The organism is Shewanella sp. A32, assembly GCF_029167175.1.
GTDB classification, from domain to species: domain Bacteria; phylum Pseudomonadota; class Gammaproteobacteria; order Enterobacterales; family Shewanellaceae; genus Shewanella; species Shewanella yunxiaonensis.
This window is the reverse complement of sequence record NZ_JARFTS010000006.1, coordinates 60255-81038: the sequence shown is the minus strand read 5'-3', so window position 1 is coordinate 81038 and position 20784 is coordinate 60255. Positions and strand designations below refer to the sequence as shown.

The window sequence follows — 20784 nt, the reverse complement described above, 5'->3', positions numbered from 1 at the left end:
AAACGGTCCGCTTAATCGGCTTGGGGTTAACTGGTAACGCTGATTTTTCTGCATTCACCATACTGCTGCAAATAGGCCATAAACTGGCGGGCTGGCATCGGGCGACCAAGATAATAGCCTTGTACTTCATCACACCGGTATTGCGCCAATAACGCCATAGCTTCCGCAGTCTCAACCCCCTCGGCAATGGTTTTCAGCCCCAGTCCTTTGGCGACTTGCACGATAGCCCTTACGATAGCCGCATCATCTTCGTCTTCGGTAATATCCCGCACAAATGACTGATCAATTTTTAATTTATCAACTGCAAAGCTTTTGAGATATTGCAGACTGGAATATCCGGTACCAAAATCATCAATGGTGAAAGCAAAGCCTTTTTGCTTGAGCCGCTTTACCGTTGCCAGCACGCTCTCAGTGTTATGAAGCATGATGGATTCCGTCAGCTCTAACTCTAGCATTTGCGGGGTGATACCAGCGCTGGCAACCGCATCACTAACCGCCTGCTCGATATTACCGCGAGCGAACTGCAATGCAGACAAGTTAACCGCCACCACCGGGTTACTCATGCCGGAATCTCGCCAACGGGCGACCTCGCGACAAGCCTCCTGCAATACCCAGTTACCGATTGGCACGATCAAACCAGAAGCCTCTGCGACCGGAATAAAGCTGGCAGGAGAAACCATTCCCAACTCTGGATGAAACCAGCGAATTAACGCTTCGGCTCCCACTATCTTGCCGGTGGTCATTTCCAACTGTGGTTGATAAAACAGTTGAAACTGGTTCAGCTCCAGCGCTTTACGTAAACCCACACGGATATTCAGCTGTTCGGTCGCTGCATAGTTCATCTCTTCGTTGAAGAAACGATAGGTATCGCGTCCTTCAGACTTGGCGCGATACATTGCCATATCCGCCTTTTTCAATAGCGTCTCAAAGTCACCACCATCAGACCAACGAGATATATGCAAAGCATAAAAAACGGGGGCGATAATTGCCCCCCGTTTTCCCCTATTCTTTTAATCGTTGTCGGTTTCGCACCTGAGGGAACATCACCATCCACGCGGCCACGACCACTAACGTGCCAATCCCCCCAATGACCGTTGCACCTACCGCCCCCACTAATGCCGCTAACACCCCAGATTCAAATTCTCCGAGTTGGTTAGAGGTGTTAATGAAAATTGAGTTAACCGCGGTAACTCGTCCACGCATCTCATCAGGGGTTTCTAATTGCACTAGCGCGCCACGGATCACCATACTGACCATGTCAAAGGCACCCAGTGCGGCCAATGCCACTAGCGACAGCCATATATTAGTTGATAACGCAAACACCAATGTTGCCAGACCAAAACCCGCAACGGCACCAAACATGGTCATTCCCACCCGGCGCTGCAACGTATGCCGAGCTAACCAGAATGACATCAACAAGGCGCCGACTGCGGGAGCAGCCCGCAGCAAACCCAGCCCCCAGGGGCCTGTATGCAGAATATCGCGGGCAAAAACCGGCAATAATGCCGTGGCACCACCTAACAATACCGCAAACAGATCGAGCGAAATCACACCAAGAATTACCGGCCGCGCCCGAATAAAACTCACGCCTGCAAACAGCGTGTTCAAGGTCATGGGTTGGCGCACCGATGGCAGATAATGGTATTGCAGTTTCAGCAGCACGGACAACGACGTCAGATACAGCAATGCCGAAAGACCATAAGTTAACACCGGGCCACCAATATATAACAACCCGCCCAACGCTGGTCCGGCAATGCTTGCCATCTGCATTCCTGACGCATCCAATGCCAGTGCTCTTGGTAATAAGCTTTCAGGGACTAACGATGGCACCATGGATTTTAACGCCGGGAACTCAAACGCCTTAAAAGCGCCGATAACAAACACCAGTGACAGGATGAGTCCCTCACTCAGGAATCCTTGCCAACTGCCTATCACCAGCAGCAATAGTGCTAACCACTGGCAAGTCTGTGTCACCAACACAATTTTGCGACGCGGAAACTGGTCAGCAACATGGCCGGCTGGCAGCGCCAATAAAACTGATGGCACAAACTGCGCCAGGCCAATCAACCCTAAATCCAACGGATCGCGTGTAATATCGTAAACCTGCCAACCGACGGCTACCGATAACACCTGAAATCCAAAAGATGATGCTAATCGTGCACACCAATAACGCATAAAGGCGGGATATGCCCGCAGTGACTGCAACGCATCCGCGGTAGTGGGAGTACTCATAAGGGAAATTAATGAAATGCTTATAGAGGATTGATGCTACCACAGGGGCAATTTAAGGTGCCAGCAACAAGCACAATAAACCGCCAAAGTTAGCGGATCGGCATGATGCTTGGAACGCCATCCGCTAACGGCGGATATACAGCTGATGGCACTCCATAGGTTAACGCATCTTAACGACCATCTTCTGGTGACAAGGTTCGTTTACTAATGTCGGCGGCTGATTTCTGTTGCCACTGTAACCAGTATTCTTGCTGTTTGGCTTTTACACTCGTTTTATTGGCGTCATACCAAGCTTGAGCCGCAGGGGACAATTCCACCAGCTTGGTACTGCGCTTCCAGTCAGCAAAATCTTTACTGTCCAGTTTGTACTCGGCATCGGCACCGGCCTTAACCGGCCACATTGAAAAGCGGGCTTTCCATAAGCCCATACGCGGCGTGATGATACTGTAATAGGTTTTTCCCGCTGCCAGCTGTGCTTCCATAAAGTCCGCCGCTTCCGAGACCACCATAAACACATGCTGACCCGGATTCACCAGATACGCCAGTTTGGTGCCGTTATCCAGAATGCCGATAAACATTGGCTCACCATCACTGACATCGTATACCGAAGAACTGATTGCACTGCCAACAAAGGAATCGCGCATAAAGACGACCTGTGCTTTGCCAGAAGGCGCTGGATTGACATCGACTTGATTGGTCGCGGTCATTGGAACAGACGCACAGCCTGCAACTAACAAGCAGCAAAACATGAGAACAAGCTTAATTTTGTTCATTGATGTTCCTTAAATGCCGAATATCTGAATGCCATTAATAAAATATGGCGGACGCCAGCAGCCCGGCCCTATTTCATCAGGCGGATGGGCGATAATCTTGAGGGTTACCGCACAGCTCGATTATCACCTGAGTAATATTTTAGTTGGTGCGCCACAAATTCATCATAAATACCGAACAGCCGAGCTTTATTAGCAATCATTAACCGACCCATTCAGTTGTCCTTAACTGTCACAACAATAGGAAAAATCATCATAAATTTAGACAATTAAAGTTATTGGTTGTGGAAATGGGCAGGATGTTACTGCATTATGTCCGGGTAACGGCATTCACTAATGTCGCGACCGATAAGCGTGTCACCAAACGTCGCGACCGGCAGTAACCCGACTAACAGGTATGCTATGTCCTCTCAGATGAGTCAAAAAGAAAAGCTGTTCTTTTTACTTTTCACTCTGGTGTTTTTTTGCTTATCCGTGCTGATTGTCAATACTGTCACGCAGGTCTTTGTCGCCAAAGAAATCAACTATAAAAAGGAAGAAATTAAAGGCCATCTGGCACTGGTTCGTTCCAATATTGAAGCGATTATTTTCAAAGATACCTATCTTGCCGATAGTCTCGCCACCGTTGTGACGCTTGATCCCGCCTTCGCCATTAAAAACTGGTCGATGATTGCAGGTAAATTAGTGCAAAAGGCCCAATATGTGCGCAACGTTGGTCTGGCACCAGATAATATCATCAGTCACATCTATCCCGTCGCCGGTAATGAATCGGCTATTGGCTTTGATTTTCGAACTAAACCTGAGCAACTTAAAACCGTGCTACTCGCCAAGGAGCTTCAGGGAGTTTATATCGCCGGGCCGCTGGAGTTAGTGCAAGGCGGCGTTGCCATTATCGCCAGGTATCCGATTTTCTCTGATTATCCGACCAATCTGGACTATTGGGGTACTGTCAGTGTCGTTATCGACTATGACAAGCTATTAGATAAATCGGGGATTAAATATTTTAAAGGCGCCAGTATTTCGCTACGAAAACATGCTGAAAATCTCACGAATGCTGGCAAGATTTTTTACGGTGACGCAGATAATTTTAAGCAACCGGATGTTGAATATCCTATCAACCTGCCTAATGGTAAATGGGAATTAGGCGCCAAAGTCGATATGAAAAGCATAGGAAATATGATGCTGACCCAGCGCATACTCAACAGCCTGGGTGGACTTACCGCAATTCTGGCTTATATATCGATCATCTTGCTGTATCGTAACTACAAATATGCCCATACCGCCGCATTACACGACGAACTTACCCACCTGCCAAACCGCCGTTTTATGATGAATCTGTTAGGCCGAACAGTGACCAAAGGCGATGATAAAGCATTGTTCACGCTATTAAATGTGGATCTGAATGACTTTAAACGTGTCAATGATGAACTTGGTCATGAAGCGGGTGATGAATTGCTGCGCCATGTGGCGCGCCAGCTCAAGGAGCATGTCCGCGCTACCGATATTGTTGCCCGTATCGGCGGCGATGAATTTATTGTAATCCTTGAAGGTATTACCGATGAAGCCATGGCGGCACACGTTATCCAGAAGCTCCGCTATCAAGTAGAAGCCAGTGCCTTAACTTGGGCAGGCAAGCAACTACACCCATCGCTCAGTATTGGCAGAGCCATCTACGCAGGGCAAAAAATCACGGTGAAACAACTGTTGTCCGAGGCGGACCAGGCAATGTATGCCGAAAAACAGAAACGCAAACACGCAGACTGGGTAATCTAGCCGTTTTTTCTGACAGCATGGTTGCGAGCGCTAGCGTCTTCAGAAACTGCCGCTAATTTTTTAATGCCTTGATTTAAAAGCCTCTGAAATACTCTGTCACAAAGACAACGCTAATTTTCTGAAAGCTGTCATTATAATGAGTGACGAAATTTTCCCGTTTGGAGTCTCAATGCATTTCCGTCTGCTCTGTATTTCGCTGCTGGGCTTGTCCCTCAATGCTCAAGCTGCCTTTTCAATTCCTGGCTTTGAGCTGGTCCAAACTGCACCGGTAGAAACGACCCTCAGCAACTCGGACTTAGCCGATCCGGTTACGGTTTGGTGTCAGCAATTCGATGCTGCTAAAAATACGATTGATATCGCTCAGTTCTACGTCACCAGTGAGCCGGGCGAGCCCCTGGAACCGGTGCTTAAGCACTTACGGCAGGCCGGTGAGCGCGGTGTCAAAATTCGCTTTTTAATGGACCTGCACGGTGTACGTATGTCCAATGAACCGACGCTGGCAGCCATCAAAAGCATCCCAAATCTGACTTTTCAATTGATTGATTTCGGTAAAATCGGCGGTGGCATTGTGCACGCCAAATATATCGTGGTGGATGGCAAAAGCGCCTTTGTTGGTAGCCAGAACTTCGATTGGCGGGCCCTGAAACATATCCACGAAACCGGACTGCTGATCACTGATAGTAAAATTGCTGCGCAGGTGCAAGCCATCTTTAATGTTGACTGGCAAGCACAGCAACTATTAGCCGAGGGCAAAGCCGTACCGGTATTGAATCATCAGGTAGTGGCAGCCGACGAATCTCAGAGCGCCTATCTGGTAGCCAGCCCGAACGCCTATAATCCAGCCGGTGTTGGTGACTCCGAGAGTGAACTGCCCAAGCTACTGGCCAAAGCTGAGCACGAAGTTTATATCACGGTGATGACCTATGCTCCGCTGTCCTACAGCTACAAAAAGCCTGCGCCTTATTATGCGGTTATCGATGATGCCATCCGGGCAGCGGCTCAGCGCGGTGTCAAAATTCACCTGATGATTTCCGCCTGGAATACCGGCAAGCCTTACATCGATTATCTTAAAAGCCTACAGGTACTGCCCAACATCGACGTTAAAGTCGTCACTATTCCGGAAGCCAAGCAGGGCTTCATTCCCTTTGCTCGTACCTTGCACAGTAAAACCATGGAAATTGACGGCAAGATTGCCTGGATAGGCACCAGTAACTGGGAAGGTGGCTATATGAATAACTCGCGCAATCTGGAGCTGGTGTTACAAAATCCGGCGATGGCAAACCGCCTGCAACAGCTGCAACTTCAGCTGTGGAACAGCGTCTATGCTGCACCGTTGGATATTAATAAAGAATATCCCAAACCCCATCCCGCCAGCGCCAACTAAACTTGCTAGACAAAAAAAGCCGCTGAAACTCAGCGGCTTTTTGGTGGAAATAAGTGTCAACTTATTTTAGGACTAGACCCAAAACCATTACTTGGCAATCGGCAGCTCAATGTTAGAGGAGTGGAACACACTCATCGTCGCCTTTTGATAATCGCCTTTCTTGGCAAAGAAGATGTTATCAACATAGGTTTGTGGGTTACGGTCATACAGCGGGAACAAGCTTGATTGTACCTGCACCATGATCTTATGCCCTGGCAGGAACACATGGTCGACGTTAGGCAAACCAAAGTGATAATGCTCTACCTTGCCTGGCGTTAACGCTTCAGGCTTGTCAAAACCTTTGACATAACGGCCGCGGAAAATCTCAATGCCAATCGGCAGTTCAAAACCGGTCATTTCCTGTCCGACATATCCCTGAGATGCACCTTCCGAGGTGGTATTGGGATAAACGTCCACCAACTTCACTACCCAGTCAGCATCTGTGCCAGAGGTCGCGGCAAACAGGTTCACCATCGGTGCGCCCATAATGTGTACTGGTTTATCGAGTACATCGCTGGTGTATACCAGCACATCTGGACGACTAGAAACAAAGCGTTGATCATGCACCAACCAAGGTTTCCACTGGTGAGAATCACTCATATTGATCGGTCGAGGAATAAACGGTACCGGTTTCGCAGGATCAGACACATAATCATCATGGGCATTTTCATTAGCCGCAGGTTTGAATGACAGTCCCATGTTGTCGGTCATATAGATCTTTTCTGCTTTACCCATTGGCCATTTGGGTGACACATTCCAATGATTTTCACCGGTGGCATAGGTCAGCACTGGCGGCGTTTTTGGATCAGGCGCGCCTTTCAGGTAATGGTCGAAAAACGGCTTCATATACTTCACGCGGAACTCGTGTGCGGTATCACCAGTAAAGGTCAGTGCCCCGAGTTTGTAACCATAATGGTTGACGCCGGAATGCCGCCAAGGACCGATGACCAGCGACACCATGTTATTATGTTTATCCTTAGGCTCAATGGCGTTATAAACCGCTGGCGCACCATAGGAATCTTCCTGATCCCATTGTCCTACCACCAACATGGTGGGGACTTTTAGCGGCTCTTTCGCCATGATCTTATCAACCGCCTGCAGTGACCAGAAATCGGTATAAGCAGGATTTTCGGTCATCTTGCGAATGAACGGATAATTTTCAAAGCCCCACTTTTTCAGGTAATCACCGGTTGAGCCAGCCTCCAGAAAACGACTGTAGTCATCACCGGCACCCACCGCAATGCCACCACTTTCAGCTTTGGCGGTACCCTGCATGACGGTATAACCGATATTCACATTACGAAACGCGCCATTGTGGAACCAGTCATCGCCCATCCAGCCATCGACCATCGGGCTTTGCGGTACTGCGGCTTTCAGTGCTGGATGTGGGTGGATCTCTGCCATCAAGGTGGTGAATCCCAGATATGAAGAACCCACAATACCCACCTTGCCATTCGACTCAGGCACATGTTTTACCAGCCAGTCGATGGTGTCATAAGCGTCGGTAGACTCATCGATACCAGTATCATTCTGTGGGCCCGCCAACGGACGGTTTGTGACATATTCCCCTTCGGAATTGTGCATCCCGCGGATGTCCTGATAGACGCGGATATAGTTATCCTCAACAAACTCCACATCCATCACCGGCACGATATCTCTGATATGCTGACTGCCGGTACGTTCCGCATCGCCCTTGGCGTCGTAGGGACTACGGCTCAGCAGGATTGGCGCATTCGTGGTGCCCTTTTTCATTAGGATCACGGTATACAATTTAGTGCCATCGCGCATCGGCACCATTTCAACCCGTTTGATAAAGTCAGCTTCTGGCCGGATTTTTTGATAGCTGGCAACACCATCAGGTGTCATCGGCGTCACAGCGTCAGCCGCATATGCTGCTGGTAGCACGGCAGTTGCTGCCAGTGCCAACATCAGTGGATGTAGTTTCATTGATTGCCTCGATATTTTTATTAGATTTTAAGGACGTGAAACACGCCGCTTTTTCTTACATTAACGCGATAGCGCTGACTCAGCAAAAGACAAAATGTTACATGAAGTGAACCCCGAGAGCTTCACAACTCTCGGAGCAATAACATTTTGGAAAATCAGCTACAAATGGCAGATTTATCGGTGAACATGCGAGCACACAGCTTGTATCACAATACCCATGCACGGAAAGATTTTCCTTTTAGCTTGCCTTTGGATAACTTCGCCGCGGCGGCTTTAGCTAAGTTGCGGGTGACCGCCACATAAGACCAGATATCATGCACCTGAATTTTGCCGACATCGTTACCACTAATGTCGTTACCCGCCGTCAGCGCGCCCAGAATATCGCCGGGACGCAGCTTATGCTTCTTGCCCCCGTCGATACGGACACAGCTCATGGTGGCAGTTAACGGTGTGGTATTACTGACTTCCGGTAACTCCGCAAAAGTCAGCTCACCATATCGGTCTTCTAACAGTGCCAGCCGCATACCATCATTGGCAGCAACCAGACTCAGCGCCATGCCTTTAGCACCCGCCCGCCCAGTACGCCCAATGCGATGCACATGCGCTTCTTGCTCAAATGCCAACTGATAGTTGATCACCAAATCCAGCGCATCGATATCCAAGCCACGAGCGGCGACATCGGTGGCTACCAACACCACGGCACTTTTCAGCGCAAATGCGACAAGCGCCTGGTCACGTTGACGTTGATCCAAGTCGCCATGCAGTGCCACGGCATCAAAACCTTTACCTAATAAGAAATCGGCAACGTCCTGAGTTTCCTGCTTAGTATTGCAAAACACCACGGCACTTTGCGGCCGATGTTGCAGTAATAATTGGTATACCGCCAGCTTACGCTCAGCCACATTTGCAATGCGATAAAACCGCTGCTGGATCTGATTGTCATCGGTAGCATCTTCGACCTTAACTTCCAGCGGTTGCTGCAATGTTTGCTTGGCTAATGCCACAATGGCCTCAGGGAAAGTGGCACTGAACAACAGATTTTGTCGACGTTTGGGCAAGTAACTGCGGATCTGGTCTAAGGCTTCAGTAAAGCCCATTTCCAACATACGGTCAGCTTCATCCAGCACCCACTGTTTTACTTCCTCGAGATTTAAGCGCCGCTGTTGCAGATGCTCCAGCACCCGTCCGGGCGTTCCAACGATAATATGGGCACCGTGTTCCAGAGAACCAATTTGCGGGCCGATTGGGGTGCCGCCGCACAAGGTCAGGATCTTAATATTGTGAATACCACGGGCGAATTTACGCAGTTCACTCGCCACTTGGTCCGCCAGTTCGCGGGTAGGACACAACACTAGCGATTGCACCCGGAAACGGCTGACATCCAACTGCTGTAAGATCCCCAAACCAAAAGCACAGGTTTTACCGGAGCCGGTTTTCGCCTGCGCCAGCAAATCCCGGCCTTGTAAAATGGCGGGCAAACTGCGCGCCTGAATGGGCGTCATTTGTGCAAACCCCAAGTCGGCCATGGTGGCAATCAGTGAGGGATTAAGGGGTAAAGAGGCAAAATCGGTGGCAATGGTGGTCAAAGTAGATCCTGATGAAAGCTAAATAGAGTGAATAGTAATTGCTGCGGCTATTGTAACAGCATTTGCCCGATATTCCTGTTACGCCGACAAAAGATGTGCTAATGGTTTAGGGTTAAAAATAGCAAGGCGCCCCTTAGGAACGCCTTTTTACCACAGTTAACATCAAGCGATGGTGGTACTTAACGGCTTTACTCCGCCACAGGTAATTCAATGTTGGAGGAGTGGAACACGCTCATCGTCGCCTTCTGGTAATCGGCCTTCTGGGCATAAAAGATATTGTCGACAAAGGTCTGCGGGTTACGGTCATACAGCGGGAACAGCGTTGACTGTACCTGTACCATGATCTTATGACCCGGCAGGAATACATGATCCACATTCGGCAAGCCAAAATGATAGTGCTCAACTTTGCCCGGGGTTAACGGTGCGGGTTTATCAAAGCCGTTAACATAGCGACCGCGGAAGATTTCGATCCCCACCGGCAATTCAAAACCGGTCATCTCCTGTCCGACATATCCCTGAGATGCGCCTTCAGAAGTGGTATTGGGATAAACATCCACCAGCTTCACCACCCAGTCAGCATCAGTACCAGAAGTCGCGGCAAACAGGTTCACCATCGGCGCGCCCATAATATGTACCGGCTTATCCAGCGCATCACTGGTGTACACCAGCACATCTGGACGACTGGAAACAAAGCGTTGGTCATGCACTAACCAGGGCCGCCACTGAGCAGGATCATTCAGATTTATCGGACGCGGCACAAATGGCACCGGCTTAGCGGGATCAGACACATAATCATCGTGCGCCTTATCGTTACCGTTTGCGGTAAATGACAGGCCCATATTGTCTGTCATGTAGATTTTTTGCGGTTTACCCATTGGCCATTTGGGTGACACATCCCAGTGATTGGCACCGGTCGCGTAGGTCAACACTGGCGGTGTTTTTGGATCAGGCGCGCCTTTGAGGTAATGGTCGAAAAACGGCTTCATATACTTCACGCGAAACTCGTGCGCGGTATCGCCAGTAAAGGTCAGTGCACCAAGTTTGTAACCATAATGATTGACGCCGGAATGCCGCCAAGGACCGATGACCAGCGACACCATATCATTGTGTTTATCCTTAGGCTCAATGGCGTTATAAACGGCTGGCGCACCATAAGAATCTTCCTGATCCCATTGACCGACGACCAACATGGTGGGCACTTTTAACGGCTGTTTAGCCATAATCTTGTCAACCGCTTGCAATGACCAGAAATCGGTATAGGCAGGATTTTCAGTAAATTTGCGGATCATCGGGTAGTGGTCAAAGCCCCACTTTTTCAGGTAATCACCGGTTGACCCGGCTTCCAGAAACCGGCTGTAATCATCCGCAGCACCAACGGCAGTCCCATCACTTTCCGCTTTCGCGGTACTTTGCACTACCGCGTAGTTGATAACGGCGTTACGAAATGCGCCATTATGAAACCAGTCATCCCCCATCCAACCGTCAACCATCGGGCTCTGTGGCACCGCCGCTTTCAACGCCGGATGTGGGTTAATCTCTGCCATCAAGGTGGTGAATCCCAAATATGAAGATCCAATAATGCCCACCTTACCATTCGACTCTTTAACGTTGTTCACTAGCCAATCAATGGCATCATAGGCATCGGTAGATTCATCAATACCGGTGCTATTTAATGGGCCAGACAATGGACGATTGCCAATGAAGACACCTTCCGACTTATGCACACCCCGCAAATCCTGATAAACGCGGATGTAATTGTCTTCCACGTAATCCACGTCCATTACCGGTACGCTCTCGCTGAGCTTCTGACTGCTGGCTCGCATAGCGCTGGCTTCTGCATTGTAAGGCGTCCGACTCAATAAAATGGGCGCATTGTTAGTGCCCTTTTTCATCAGGATCACAGTGTACAGTTTGGTCCCATCACGCATCGGTACCATCGCCACCCGCTTAATAAAATCGGCTTCTGGACGAATTTTTTCGTAACTGGCTACGCCATCAGGCGTCATTGGCGTGACGTTATCTGCAACAGCAACAGCTGGGAAAAGTAAGGTAGCGGCCAGAGCCAGCCACAAAGTATTCGGTTTCATAGTGTTCTCGTTTTTTATGATTTTAGGGGTCAACGCAACTGCGATAGCAACGCCATAACGCACTGAAAAGTGTGAATACCATATACCGGTTATTTCAACTCACAAAAACAAAAATGTTACATATGGTTAACGGTTAACAATCACTGAGGTAATTCTGAAAAGCATCAGCGAATTTTTACTGTTTGTTTTTAAAACGGCCTTACTAACTGTCTATTAGCGTTAAATAGGCATGGGCATAATCTGCGACATCTGGCGAAACCTAGGGTGAAATCACCTTGGCTTGAGTTTCAATACCTCAATGTGTACAACAGAATGTGCAGCATGGAATCTGTATGAATTAACGGATGTTAACAAAAGGAATTGGTATGAATAACAAAATATTATTGTGGATTTTGGCGATTTTAGTCGTGGCTCAGGGGATTTATCTGGTCGTTAATCATACACGGCACGACAGCAACGCAAGTATACAACCACCAACAGCAACGCCTGTTGCAAACCGCCAGTCGGCGACTACTGCCAATCTGCCACCAATCACAGCCACACCAGCGTTAGGCCAGCAACATAGCCTACAATTGACTGTTGCTTCTCAACCCGAACCACAACCTGAAATGATGAGTATTGAAACTGCTGGGGTGATTGATGCTAAACAACTCCAAATGGTATTGGCATCTGAAGATTTCCATGAGCTCACCGCCAGCCATGCTAATGCTAACAATAAGAGCCTTGAAACCGGCACTTTTGAAAGCCAGCTCAATGCTTATCTGACTCATTCCCCTGTCAGCAATCAGTTGAGCGATTATCAAATCGGCTGTGATGACCGTATCTGTTGGGGCTATATGCGCGCCAGCGACCGAGGCTCTCTGGAAAAGGCTTTAAAGCAATTTGCTGCCGAAGCGCCATTACACAGTGCCGGTTACTTCACAGCATATGAAGTTGACCAAGCCGATGGCGAATTTGAATATCGCTTTTCTTTTAATGCTGACCCACACATTACGTCCATAAAAGTAGAAAAGTCTCATAGCCGTTGAGTTATACAGCGGTTAAAACAATGGCTGTAGTGCGTCACCTTAAGCGCTATAGCCCCATGCAGTTGGCGTAATAGGTCACCGTCCCGGGCCAGTCAGCAAAAATTGCACTTACGCCGACTTGCTTTGCCAAAACATCAAGCAGCACCATCATGTCACCATCATGGTTAATCGCGTTGCTGATGGTCTGATAATACCAACCGCCGCCATTCGCTAATGGACCCGAACGTTCAAAGCTCCAGGCAATAATTTTCAAACCTGCCTTTTTCGCTTCTATCGCATAACGACTAGGTACAATTTTTTTGGCGTCATTCAACGTAACCAGCATCCACATCGCCGGAGCTATGGTGGTAACACCTTGCCGTTTCAATTCTGCCATGGTCCATTTCCAGGTCCGAGGCTGCATCGGGTCAAAATCAGGGCTGTTGGTACCCTCATCCAAAAAAATGGCCTGTTTCCCAAAATCCGGATCCTGCTTTAGCCAGTACAACAGATCATCCAGACTGAATGACTGTGGCAACAACTGTTGAGTTGGAATGCCGGCGACGCGGTAGGCATCCACCAATTTTTGCGCGTAATCCTGCTGCGTCATACCATCAAAAGGCATCGGCACCATCGGCTTTTTCAATTCTGGCGATTGTTTTACGCCCAATTTTTTAAAAAGTACGATGGAGTCCTGCAAAGTCATCAAGGTGCCGGTCTGCGCGTAAAGATCAGTACGCCATGACGGCGTTCCCTTAACATACTCTTCTGCAGTTTGTGCCTTGGGGTTAAAACCGTCCATCTTGCCTTTCAACTGTTTAAACTGCGCCAATGTGATGTCTGACGTACAGCAAACGGCAGCAGCGGGAGCGCCTATTGTGCTGTTAGCCGGCGTAAATGGCTGCGAGCACTGCTTGGCGATATCGGAGTGCAACAGAATGTCGGTGGTATTGGCGAGATCGCACTGACTGTGACGACACACCAGCGCTTTATCTTTGGTGAAGGTGACATCGCACTCTAAAGTGCCCGCCCCCATTCGTGCACCAGCGAGATAACCTTCTTTGGTGTGTTCCGGAAATTGTAATGGAGCGCCACGGTGCGAAATGACAAAGTTACTGCGATAAAACGGTCCAGTACTACATTGTTCCAGCTGACGTTTAAGCTCGCTGGCAGCCATATCATCCACCAGATAAAAAGGCCGAACGCCAACTTGCGCCGCGATTCTTGATTCAGCTGTAGTTTGGGTGGATGCAGGAGTGACGCCAGCGCACCCAACCAGAAGTAAACAGGATAATGTACCCAGCATTCCACACTTCACTGATAACTTCGTCATTATCAACTCATTGTTTTCTTAGTTCTTATTCGAATTGCCAGCTTACAAAGCTTTGATAATAATTTCGACAGTTTTTACAACAGGAAGAAATTGCACAAGGTTTATCATGCGCTAGGACGGGGTAATGCAGAGAAGTTGATGAGTGAGATTCACTCCGGTTAACTCCTCACCTGACGGTTGAATTGGCAGATTGAATTGCTATTGGGACAATTCCTTGTTAGAGATCGGCGCAATAAAGTGTCATCTCAGATTACCTAATGTATGGCATATACCGCTCGTCAGCTGACTAACAAGCAATCAATTACCTCTCAGATCGCTATCTGAAACGATTAACTTCAGATGACAAAAACTGAACTTCGTCTTCTGACGATGTTCTCCCTAAAATGCCATTTCGATAAGAGAAACGTCCATAACGTTCGACGATTGAAGCATGACCACTCGCAATATGATGAATGATAGCCGCGTCATCTGCTAATTTCTTAAACATTTCAACACTTTTACGCTGTACATCTAAGGAACTTGCGATTAAGTCAGTACGCTGAGGTTTAAATCCGCCGAAATTTCTTCCTCTACTTTTTCCGCACAGATTTTCCCGTCTTTGGCAAAAAACCAGCTGTTTTACCCCACTTTTAGCCAGTTTTCTGGCTTACTACCGGATTTTAGGTAGTCTTCGGCTCATAGCGTAACATCTGGTCCACTCTGACGATGTTGGCTAACGCAAATAACATCGCCAGATGATTATCGTTTTTCACCAAGCCTTTATAGCGAGCTTTCACAAAGCCGAACTGACACTTAATGATGCGGAACGGATGTTCTACCTTGGCTCTAATGCTAGCCTTCAAGTATTCGGTTCTGATGAGCACTTTATTGAGCCGTGGATGTTGCTTGAGGGTTCTGACTTTGCCCGGACGTTCTGCGATTAGCCAATCAACCTTCTTATCTGCAAGCGCCTCGCGCTTTTCTGCGCTTTGATAACCGGCATCGGCTGACACAAATTGTTCTTCACCGTGCAGCAAATTTTCCAGCTGATTTAAATCATGCTCATTCGCTGACGTGGTCACCAAGCTGTGGGTTAAGCCACTTTTGGCATCGACGCCGATATGTGCCTTCATCCCAAAGTGCCATTGGTTGCCTTTCTTGATTTGGTGCATATCGCCGTCACGTTGGTTTTTGCTTATTTTTGGTTGAGCTCGGCGCTTCGATAATCGTTGCATCAACTAACGTGCCTTGCGTCATCATGACACCGTATTCACTAAGCCATTGGTTAATGGTACTGAGTATCTTGCGGGCCAGCTTATGCTGCTCCAACAGATGGCGAAAATTCATGATGATCGTGCGGTCAGGCACGGCGCTATCTAAGGATAGATGTGCAAACAAGCGCATTGATGCAATTTCATAGAGGGCATCTTCCATGGCACCATCACTTAAGTTGTACCAGTGCTGCATGCAGTGGATAAACAACATGGTTTCCAATAGATAAGGACGGCGGCCATTGCCGGCTTTAGGGTAAACAGGTTCGATAACCGCAAAGAGTTTTGCCCAAGGAAGAATCGCATCCATCCGAGACAGGAAGATTTCCTTGCGGGTCTGACGGCGTTTAATGGAGAATTCGCTATCGGCAAATGTGAGTTGATGTTCCATGAGCTGACCTGTTCCTTGGCAAACTGGATGAGTACAGGATCTCACATCAGGGACTTATTCGCACCATCCCTAAAGCTTGGTAGAGCTACGCTAGAAAGCAGGTGCGTCCACCACATCAAATCCTCAGACGATAATTAATTCTGTTAATCCATTATAGCATTTGACTTTATATCAATATTCATATATGAAGTTAAATTTTAAAAAACAGAAATTATTAACTATACGGACACTATAGATGAATGGCATGGAATCTTATCTAAATTCACTAATGGCCCTCGAAATTAAGTCTAATGGAAATAATGAGGCTTTAGATAAAATTGACAATCTTTATAGGGAACTACTTTTAAAGTCAAAATACAATTGGATGCTGCTTTTAAACTACAACTGCTTTAGAATTAGAAATATATCAAGGCTTAGTTTTTTTAGACCTAGAATTTTAGTGGGCTCAATGAACTACTCCCATTTTCCTAATTTTCATACATATGATTTATTAAAAATTGCTGATGTCGTTTCATTAAGCTATAGCGATGAAAATAGGATAGATAGAGTTAAATGGAATGTTTTCGAAGATTCAATTTTCGAAATTATCTCTAGGTTGCCCGATGGTTTTATTCCAGATTTATTTTTCGATAATCAGATCGATGGCAATCATTTTATTCCTCTAAAGCTAGAGCAGGCTCCCTTTGCTACAGTATGCTCTTTGTGTCACATGGCTAAGTCAGATGTCATTTCATCAGCTGCGAAGTTATTTGATGTAGTTATCCCACTTTCAACTGAGTTTAATACATTTGTCAAGAGGAATAGTAATTCTCATGTAGTTAATTTACCATTTGGTGCTAATTGGGGCTCTTTTCACCATATTATTAATACAGTTGAAAAGGAGAAGGATATTGATGTTTCTATTACTTTTCAGCCAACAACAAATAGACGAAAAAATGTTTACAAATTAGTTCATGACTTCCAAAATAAATACGGAACTGAATATAATATATATATGGCGACCGATAGAATTGATAAGAATGAATATTTTGAAATTCTATCACGAAGTAAAATATCAATTAATGTTGTAGAAATACATGGGCCATATAATTATAGAACTTGTGAAATAATTAATTCTGGGGCGCTTTTGTTTCAGTATGGTAATTTAATACCTGGTTGCGAAACTCGATTGGAAAACTACTTTACTAATGGAGAACAATACATCGAGTTTGATGATTTTAACTTTGAAGATAATATTTTAAGATTATTAAAAAATCCCGATAAAATAAATGAGATAACTTATGCAGCAAAACAGTTGTTAGAAAACGATTATTCATATTCGAAAATATACTCTAAGATGTTGGGTGAAATATCAAAATTGACTATTGATGGTTCAGGTAGATTATCGGAAAAAGAAGCGGAGTTTTATTTGGCCAAGTTTTATTGGTCGTACGGTGATGATTTTAAATCGTCCGAATATGGTATATTATTTTTTAGGGGAAGTAGTGAGTTTTTGCCATCTAAAATGTTTATGTCCAATGCATTGGCTCTGTCGGTTAGGTGCTTTGATAGTTTTAAAGAAGAAGATTTAACTAAGGTTTTAGGTATAAGCTTTTATTGCGGCAAGAAGTCAAATTTCAGATTGGAGTTGATAAATTATATATATAATCAAACTGATAAAGATTTCGTTGCTAGATGGAATTATTTGATTGCATTAAATAGTATCGGTGTTTTTGATGGTGATATTTTTTCAGCATTGAGAGCCGAAGTTAATTATTTTGTAGATTTAAACATCTCTACTTTTAAACTCGTGAATATGCATCTTGGTAAAGATTGTTGTATTGGTTACAGTTTTCACTACGCCGATTTTCAAGAGGATTTAATGGTGGATGGGCTTAATGAAAATAAAATAGAATGTGTGTATATCAAGCACATGAACATCATTTTAAATGATATCGCCAAACAACTGTAAAAAAATTGACACTTATATAGTGTTGATCTGTGTGAGGGAAATGAGATGGATTCCCTTCTTTCGATTAGCCTATATATATCTAATCTTGGCACATTGATGCCGATAGTGGGGTAATTCTTCCCATTCCCCTAGGGAATCTGCGATTAAGTCAGTACGCTGAGGTTTAAATCCGCCAAAATTTCATTCGCGATTTATTCAGCTAAAGATTTCACGCCTTTGTCCAAAAACAGCAGTTTTACCCCACTTTTAGCCAGTTTTTGGCACAATTTGGACATTGGTAAAACCAGACGTCGCCATAACGACTATTAGTCATATCAAGACCTAAAAATACGCCGTTACGTTCACAATCCCAAAGTCTGGGCTGCATGCATTCACATTCATCAATTGACATAAACTTATCCTGAGCCCCGATTTAAGGAAACAATCGTCACTCTGTCGCATTGCTAAATTTTGGTCAATCGTGGATTGCTAGCGTTAAGCTGGTAGATGGTGATGAGCAACACGATATACGCCAAAGGCTTTTCCCCTTGGCGGCAATCTGATGGCATTTAAATGCTACCCGGTAACTGCCGTCTCTTGTGGCACCAAGCGTGATAGTGGCTTTTCCACTTCACTATAATGGCATAACTCCAAGCGACCATCACGGTGTTCCAATACTGCGGTGCAGTTCTCTACCCAGTCGCCGGTATTGATATAAAGCCGTCCTTCTCGGTATTGCAGTTCTGGATGATGAATATGCCCGCAAACCACACCATTGACGCCATGAGCGAAGGCGCTTTGCAGCGCGGCTTCGCGAAAACGCTGCATTGCTGTTTCTGCCTTGGTAGAGCACTGTTTTAAAGTACGTGCCACCGACTGATACGGCAAACCCAACAGTCGCCGTCCGGCGTTCCACAGTCGGTTGAGGAACAGCACTAAATCGTAAGCATTATCACCGAGCCAGGCATCAAAGCGGCTGGCGCATAATTCCCGGTCAAATTCATCACCATGGATCAACAGTAATTTGCCGTGAGATGGACTGTCGTAGATAAACTCGCGATGGACTTCTATCTGGTCCACCGCACCACCATCAAAACGGCGCATGGTGACATCGTGATTTCCCGGTACATAAATCACTCGAGTCCCCTGGCGCGCTTTGTCCACTAATAACTGAAACACTTGTTGGTGTGTGTTAGGCCAATACCAACGCCGGTTAAGTGCCTGCATATCAACAACATCGCCGACGAGAAACAGAAAATCGCTTTGATGTTGTTTGAGAAAGGTCAACAGATACTCGGCGCGACAATGCTTTTCGCCAAGGTGAAGATCCGATAGCCAGATAGCCCGGCAATAGCGGCTGGTTGAAGTTGCTGCTGAGGTCATGGTTAGGTTCCTGTACCTGACGGAAATTCAACAGCTGCAGATTAGCTAGCAGGTTTGACGCAATGGTTACCACAACTTGATGATTTTATGACAAGGACTCAGGTAAAAGGCCGTGAACCAAGGTCACGGCCTTAACGACAACGGGGGTTATGCTACCTGTTGTGCTTGCTGCAACAGCGCTTTTTTCGCCGCATTACGCTTGGCAACCCAAGTGGTAAGCAGTGGCACCGTCAGCGCCGTCAGAATGGTTGATGCCGCCACTTGCGTGGTTGCAATGGCAGTTTTGGGGAGATCCGTCTGACGCTCCTGCAATATATCCTGCAACAGGAACACTACAATAAATCGCGTGTCGCCAAGCGGCTGAATGTGGATCGAACCTCCATCAATCGTTGGCTGAATGAACAATAAAGCTGAATCGACAAGGTGCGTTCGCCGATTTTTATGCGACGCTAACCGCCGAAGTCATCCAGCAGGATGTTGTCACGCTCGACACCGAGGCTTTCCAACATGGAGATCACCGAGCTGTTCATAATGGGTGGGCCACACATGTAATACTCGCAATCTTCCGGCGCCTTGTGCTGTTTGAGAAAGTTTTCATACACCACGTTATGAATAAAGCCGGTATAACCGTGCCAGTGATCTTCTGGCAACGGTTCCGACAAGGCGATGTGCCATTCAAAGTTCGGATGAGCGCGTGCCAGTTCATCGAACTCCTCCTGATAAAACACTTCACGCAGCGAGCGGGCGCCATACCAGAAGGTCATCTTGCGTTGGGTCTGCCGGGTTTTCAGCTGGTCGAAAATGTGCGAGCGCATTGGTGCCATCCCGGCACCACCACCGATAAACACCATTTCTGCTTTGGTATCTTTGACAAAGAACTCTCCAAACGGCCCGGAAATCGTCACACTGTCACCCGGTTTCAGATTAAAAATGTAGGAAGACATCTGTCCTGGCGGAATATGTGGTTTAGGCGGCGTGGCAATTCGCACATTCAACATAATGCGGCCCTTTTCTGCCGGGTAGTTCGCCATGGAATAAGCTCGCATCAGCGGTGTATTTACCTTGGACACCAGCTCAAACAGATCATGCTTTTGCCACTCATCACGATACTTTGCATCTATATCAAAATCGCAGTAATGCACTTCATGAGCCGGGGCTTCAATCTGGATATAGCCGCCCGCTTTGAAGTTCACCTCTTCGCCTTCGGGTAGTTTCAGCAATAACTCTTTGATATAGGTTGCGGTATTGCGATTAGACAGTACCTGACATTGCCATTTGCGTACCCCAAAGATCTCTTCTTCCAACTCCAGTTCCATATCGTTTTTCACGGCGACCTGACACGCCAGTCGGCACCCCGCTTTAGCGTCTTTTTTGCTGATATGCTCCATCTCTGTCGGCAGAATATCGCCACCACCGGATTTGATAATCACCCGGCACTGACCACAGGTGCCACCACCGCCACAGGCAGATGGTACAAAAATCTCTTTGGATGCCAGTGCGGCCAACAGCTTACCGCCAGCAGCCACCGTGACGCTTTTGCTGGCATCATCATTAATGGTCAAATGCACATCGCCACTTTGTACCAGACGACTTTTGGCAAACAGGATCAACGCCACCAGCAAACACACCACCAAGGTAAACATGCCGATGCCAATTAACATTTCCATCTGAA

At 46.9% G+C, this 20784-nt stretch carries 16 protein-coding genes; 4 read left to right on the top strand and 12 right to left on the bottom strand.

The window, feature by feature from the left end; translation table 11 throughout:
- Positions 1-26: 26 nt before the first annotated feature.
- The 3 genes from PY479_RS06795 to PY479_RS06785 all read right to left on the bottom strand — a co-directional run bounded on the left by PY479_RS06795 (position 27) and on the right by PY479_RS06785 (position 3005).
- Positions 27-902, bottom strand: coding sequence for an EAL domain-containing protein (locus tag PY479_RS06795; protein WP_275483292.1), 876 nt, complete (start codon positions 900-902; stop codon positions 27-29).
- 100 nt (positions 903-1002) lie between these two features.
- A complete protein-coding gene (locus PY479_RS06790) occupies positions 1003-2232 on the bottom strand; it encodes an MFS transporter (RefSeq protein ID WP_212594258.1) in 1230 nt (409 codons plus the stop codon).
- A gap of 170 nt (positions 2233-2402) precedes the next feature.
- A complete protein-coding gene (locus PY479_RS06785) occupies positions 2403-3005 on the bottom strand; it encodes a hypothetical protein (RefSeq protein WP_275483291.1) in 603 nt (200 codons plus the stop codon).
- A gap of 399 nt (positions 3006-3404) precedes the next feature.
- Between PY479_RS06785 and PY479_RS06780 the strand changes: the two genes are divergently transcribed.
- Together PY479_RS06780 and PY479_RS06775 are read left to right on the top strand one after the other, a co-directional pair.
- The gene (locus PY479_RS06780; protein WP_275483290.1) at positions 3405-4775 is read left to right on the top strand and encodes a diguanylate cyclase; all 1371 of its coding nucleotides are present in this window, start codon (positions 3405-3407) and stop codon (positions 4773-4775) included.
- Between the two features lie 169 nt (positions 4776-4944).
- On the top strand, positions 4945-6159 hold the full coding sequence (locus tag PY479_RS06775; protein WP_275483289.1) for a phospholipase D-like domain-containing protein: 1215 nt from the start codon (positions 4945-4947) through the stop codon (positions 6157-6159).
- Between the two features lie 87 nt (positions 6160-6246).
- Here the strand turns inward: PY479_RS06775 and PY479_RS06770 are convergent, their stop codons facing one another.
- From PY479_RS06770 to PY479_RS06760, 3 genes are all read right to left on the bottom strand, one after another.
- Complete coding sequence (locus PY479_RS06770) at positions 6247-8145, bottom strand: CocE/NonD family hydrolase (RefSeq protein ID WP_275483288.1); 1899 nt, start codon at positions 8143-8145, stop codon at positions 6247-6249.
- Between the two features lie 206 nt (positions 8146-8351).
- A complete protein-coding gene (dbpA, locus tag PY479_RS06765; protein ID WP_275483287.1) occupies positions 8352-9731 on the bottom strand; it encodes an ATP-dependent RNA helicase DbpA in 1380 nt (459 codons plus the stop codon).
- A 188-nt stretch (positions 9732-9919) separates the two neighbouring features.
- Positions 9920-11818: a CocE/NonD family hydrolase gene (locus PY479_RS06760; protein WP_275483286.1), complete on the bottom strand. Its 1899-nt coding sequence runs from the start codon at positions 11816-11818 to the stop codon at positions 9920-9922.
- A gap of 365 nt (positions 11819-12183) precedes the next feature.
- On the opposite strand from PY479_RS06760, the gene PY479_RS06755 reads away from it, so the two are divergent.
- Complete coding sequence (locus PY479_RS06755) at positions 12184-12846, top strand: hypothetical protein (protein ID WP_275483285.1); 663 nt, start codon at positions 12184-12186, stop codon at positions 12844-12846.
- Between the two features lie 46 nt (positions 12847-12892).
- Here PY479_RS06755 and PY479_RS06750 read toward each other — a convergent pair whose 3' ends face one another.
- Positions 12893-14158 carry a glycerophosphodiester phosphodiesterase family protein gene (locus PY479_RS06750; protein ID WP_275483284.1) on the bottom strand — a complete coding sequence of 422 codons (1266 nt, stop codon included), beginning with the start codon at positions 14156-14158 and terminating at the stop codon, positions 12893-12895.
- Between the two features lie 659 nt (positions 14159-14817).
- Positions 14818-15799, bottom strand: a protein-coding gene (locus PY479_RS06745; protein WP_275483283.1) for an IS5 family transposase whose coding sequence is annotated in 2 segments (ribosomal slippage) — positions 14818-15327 and positions 15329-15799 — 981 coding nt in all. Because the reading frame shifts where the segments join, the coding sequence is not laid out codon by codon here.
- Between the two features lie 235 nt (positions 15800-16034).
- Between PY479_RS06745 and PY479_RS06740 the strand changes: the two genes are divergently transcribed.
- On the top strand, positions 16035-17750 hold the full coding sequence (locus PY479_RS06740; RefSeq protein WP_275483282.1) for a glycosyltransferase: 1716 nt from the start codon (positions 16035-16037) through the stop codon (positions 17748-17750).
- A gap of 235 nt (positions 17751-17985) precedes the next feature.
- Here PY479_RS06740 and PY479_RS06735 read toward each other — a convergent pair whose 3' ends face one another.
- The 4 genes from PY479_RS06735 to nqrF all read right to left on the bottom strand — a co-directional run bounded on the left by PY479_RS06735 (position 17986) and on the right by nqrF (position 20779).
- Positions 17986-18141, bottom strand: coding sequence for a hypothetical protein (locus tag PY479_RS06735; RefSeq protein ID WP_275483281.1), 156 nt, complete (start codon positions 18139-18141; stop codon positions 17986-17988).
- Between the two features lie 164 nt (positions 18142-18305).
- Positions 18306-19112, bottom strand: coding sequence for a UDP-2,3-diacylglucosamine diphosphatase (locus PY479_RS06730; RefSeq protein WP_275483280.1), 807 nt, complete (start codon positions 19110-19112; stop codon positions 18306-18308).
- A gap of 147 nt (positions 19113-19259) precedes the next feature.
- The gene (locus PY479_RS06725) at positions 19260-19517 is read right to left on the bottom strand and encodes a hypothetical protein (protein WP_275483279.1); all 258 of its coding nucleotides are present in this window, start codon (positions 19515-19517) and stop codon (positions 19260-19262) included.
- A gap of 44 nt (positions 19518-19561) precedes the next feature.
- Entirely contained in the window at positions 19562-20779 is a 1218-nt protein-coding gene (gene nqrF, locus PY479_RS06720) for an NADH:ubiquinone reductase (Na(+)-transporting) subunit F (protein WP_275483278.1), read from the bottom strand.
- Positions 20780-20784 lie beyond the last annotated feature (5 nt).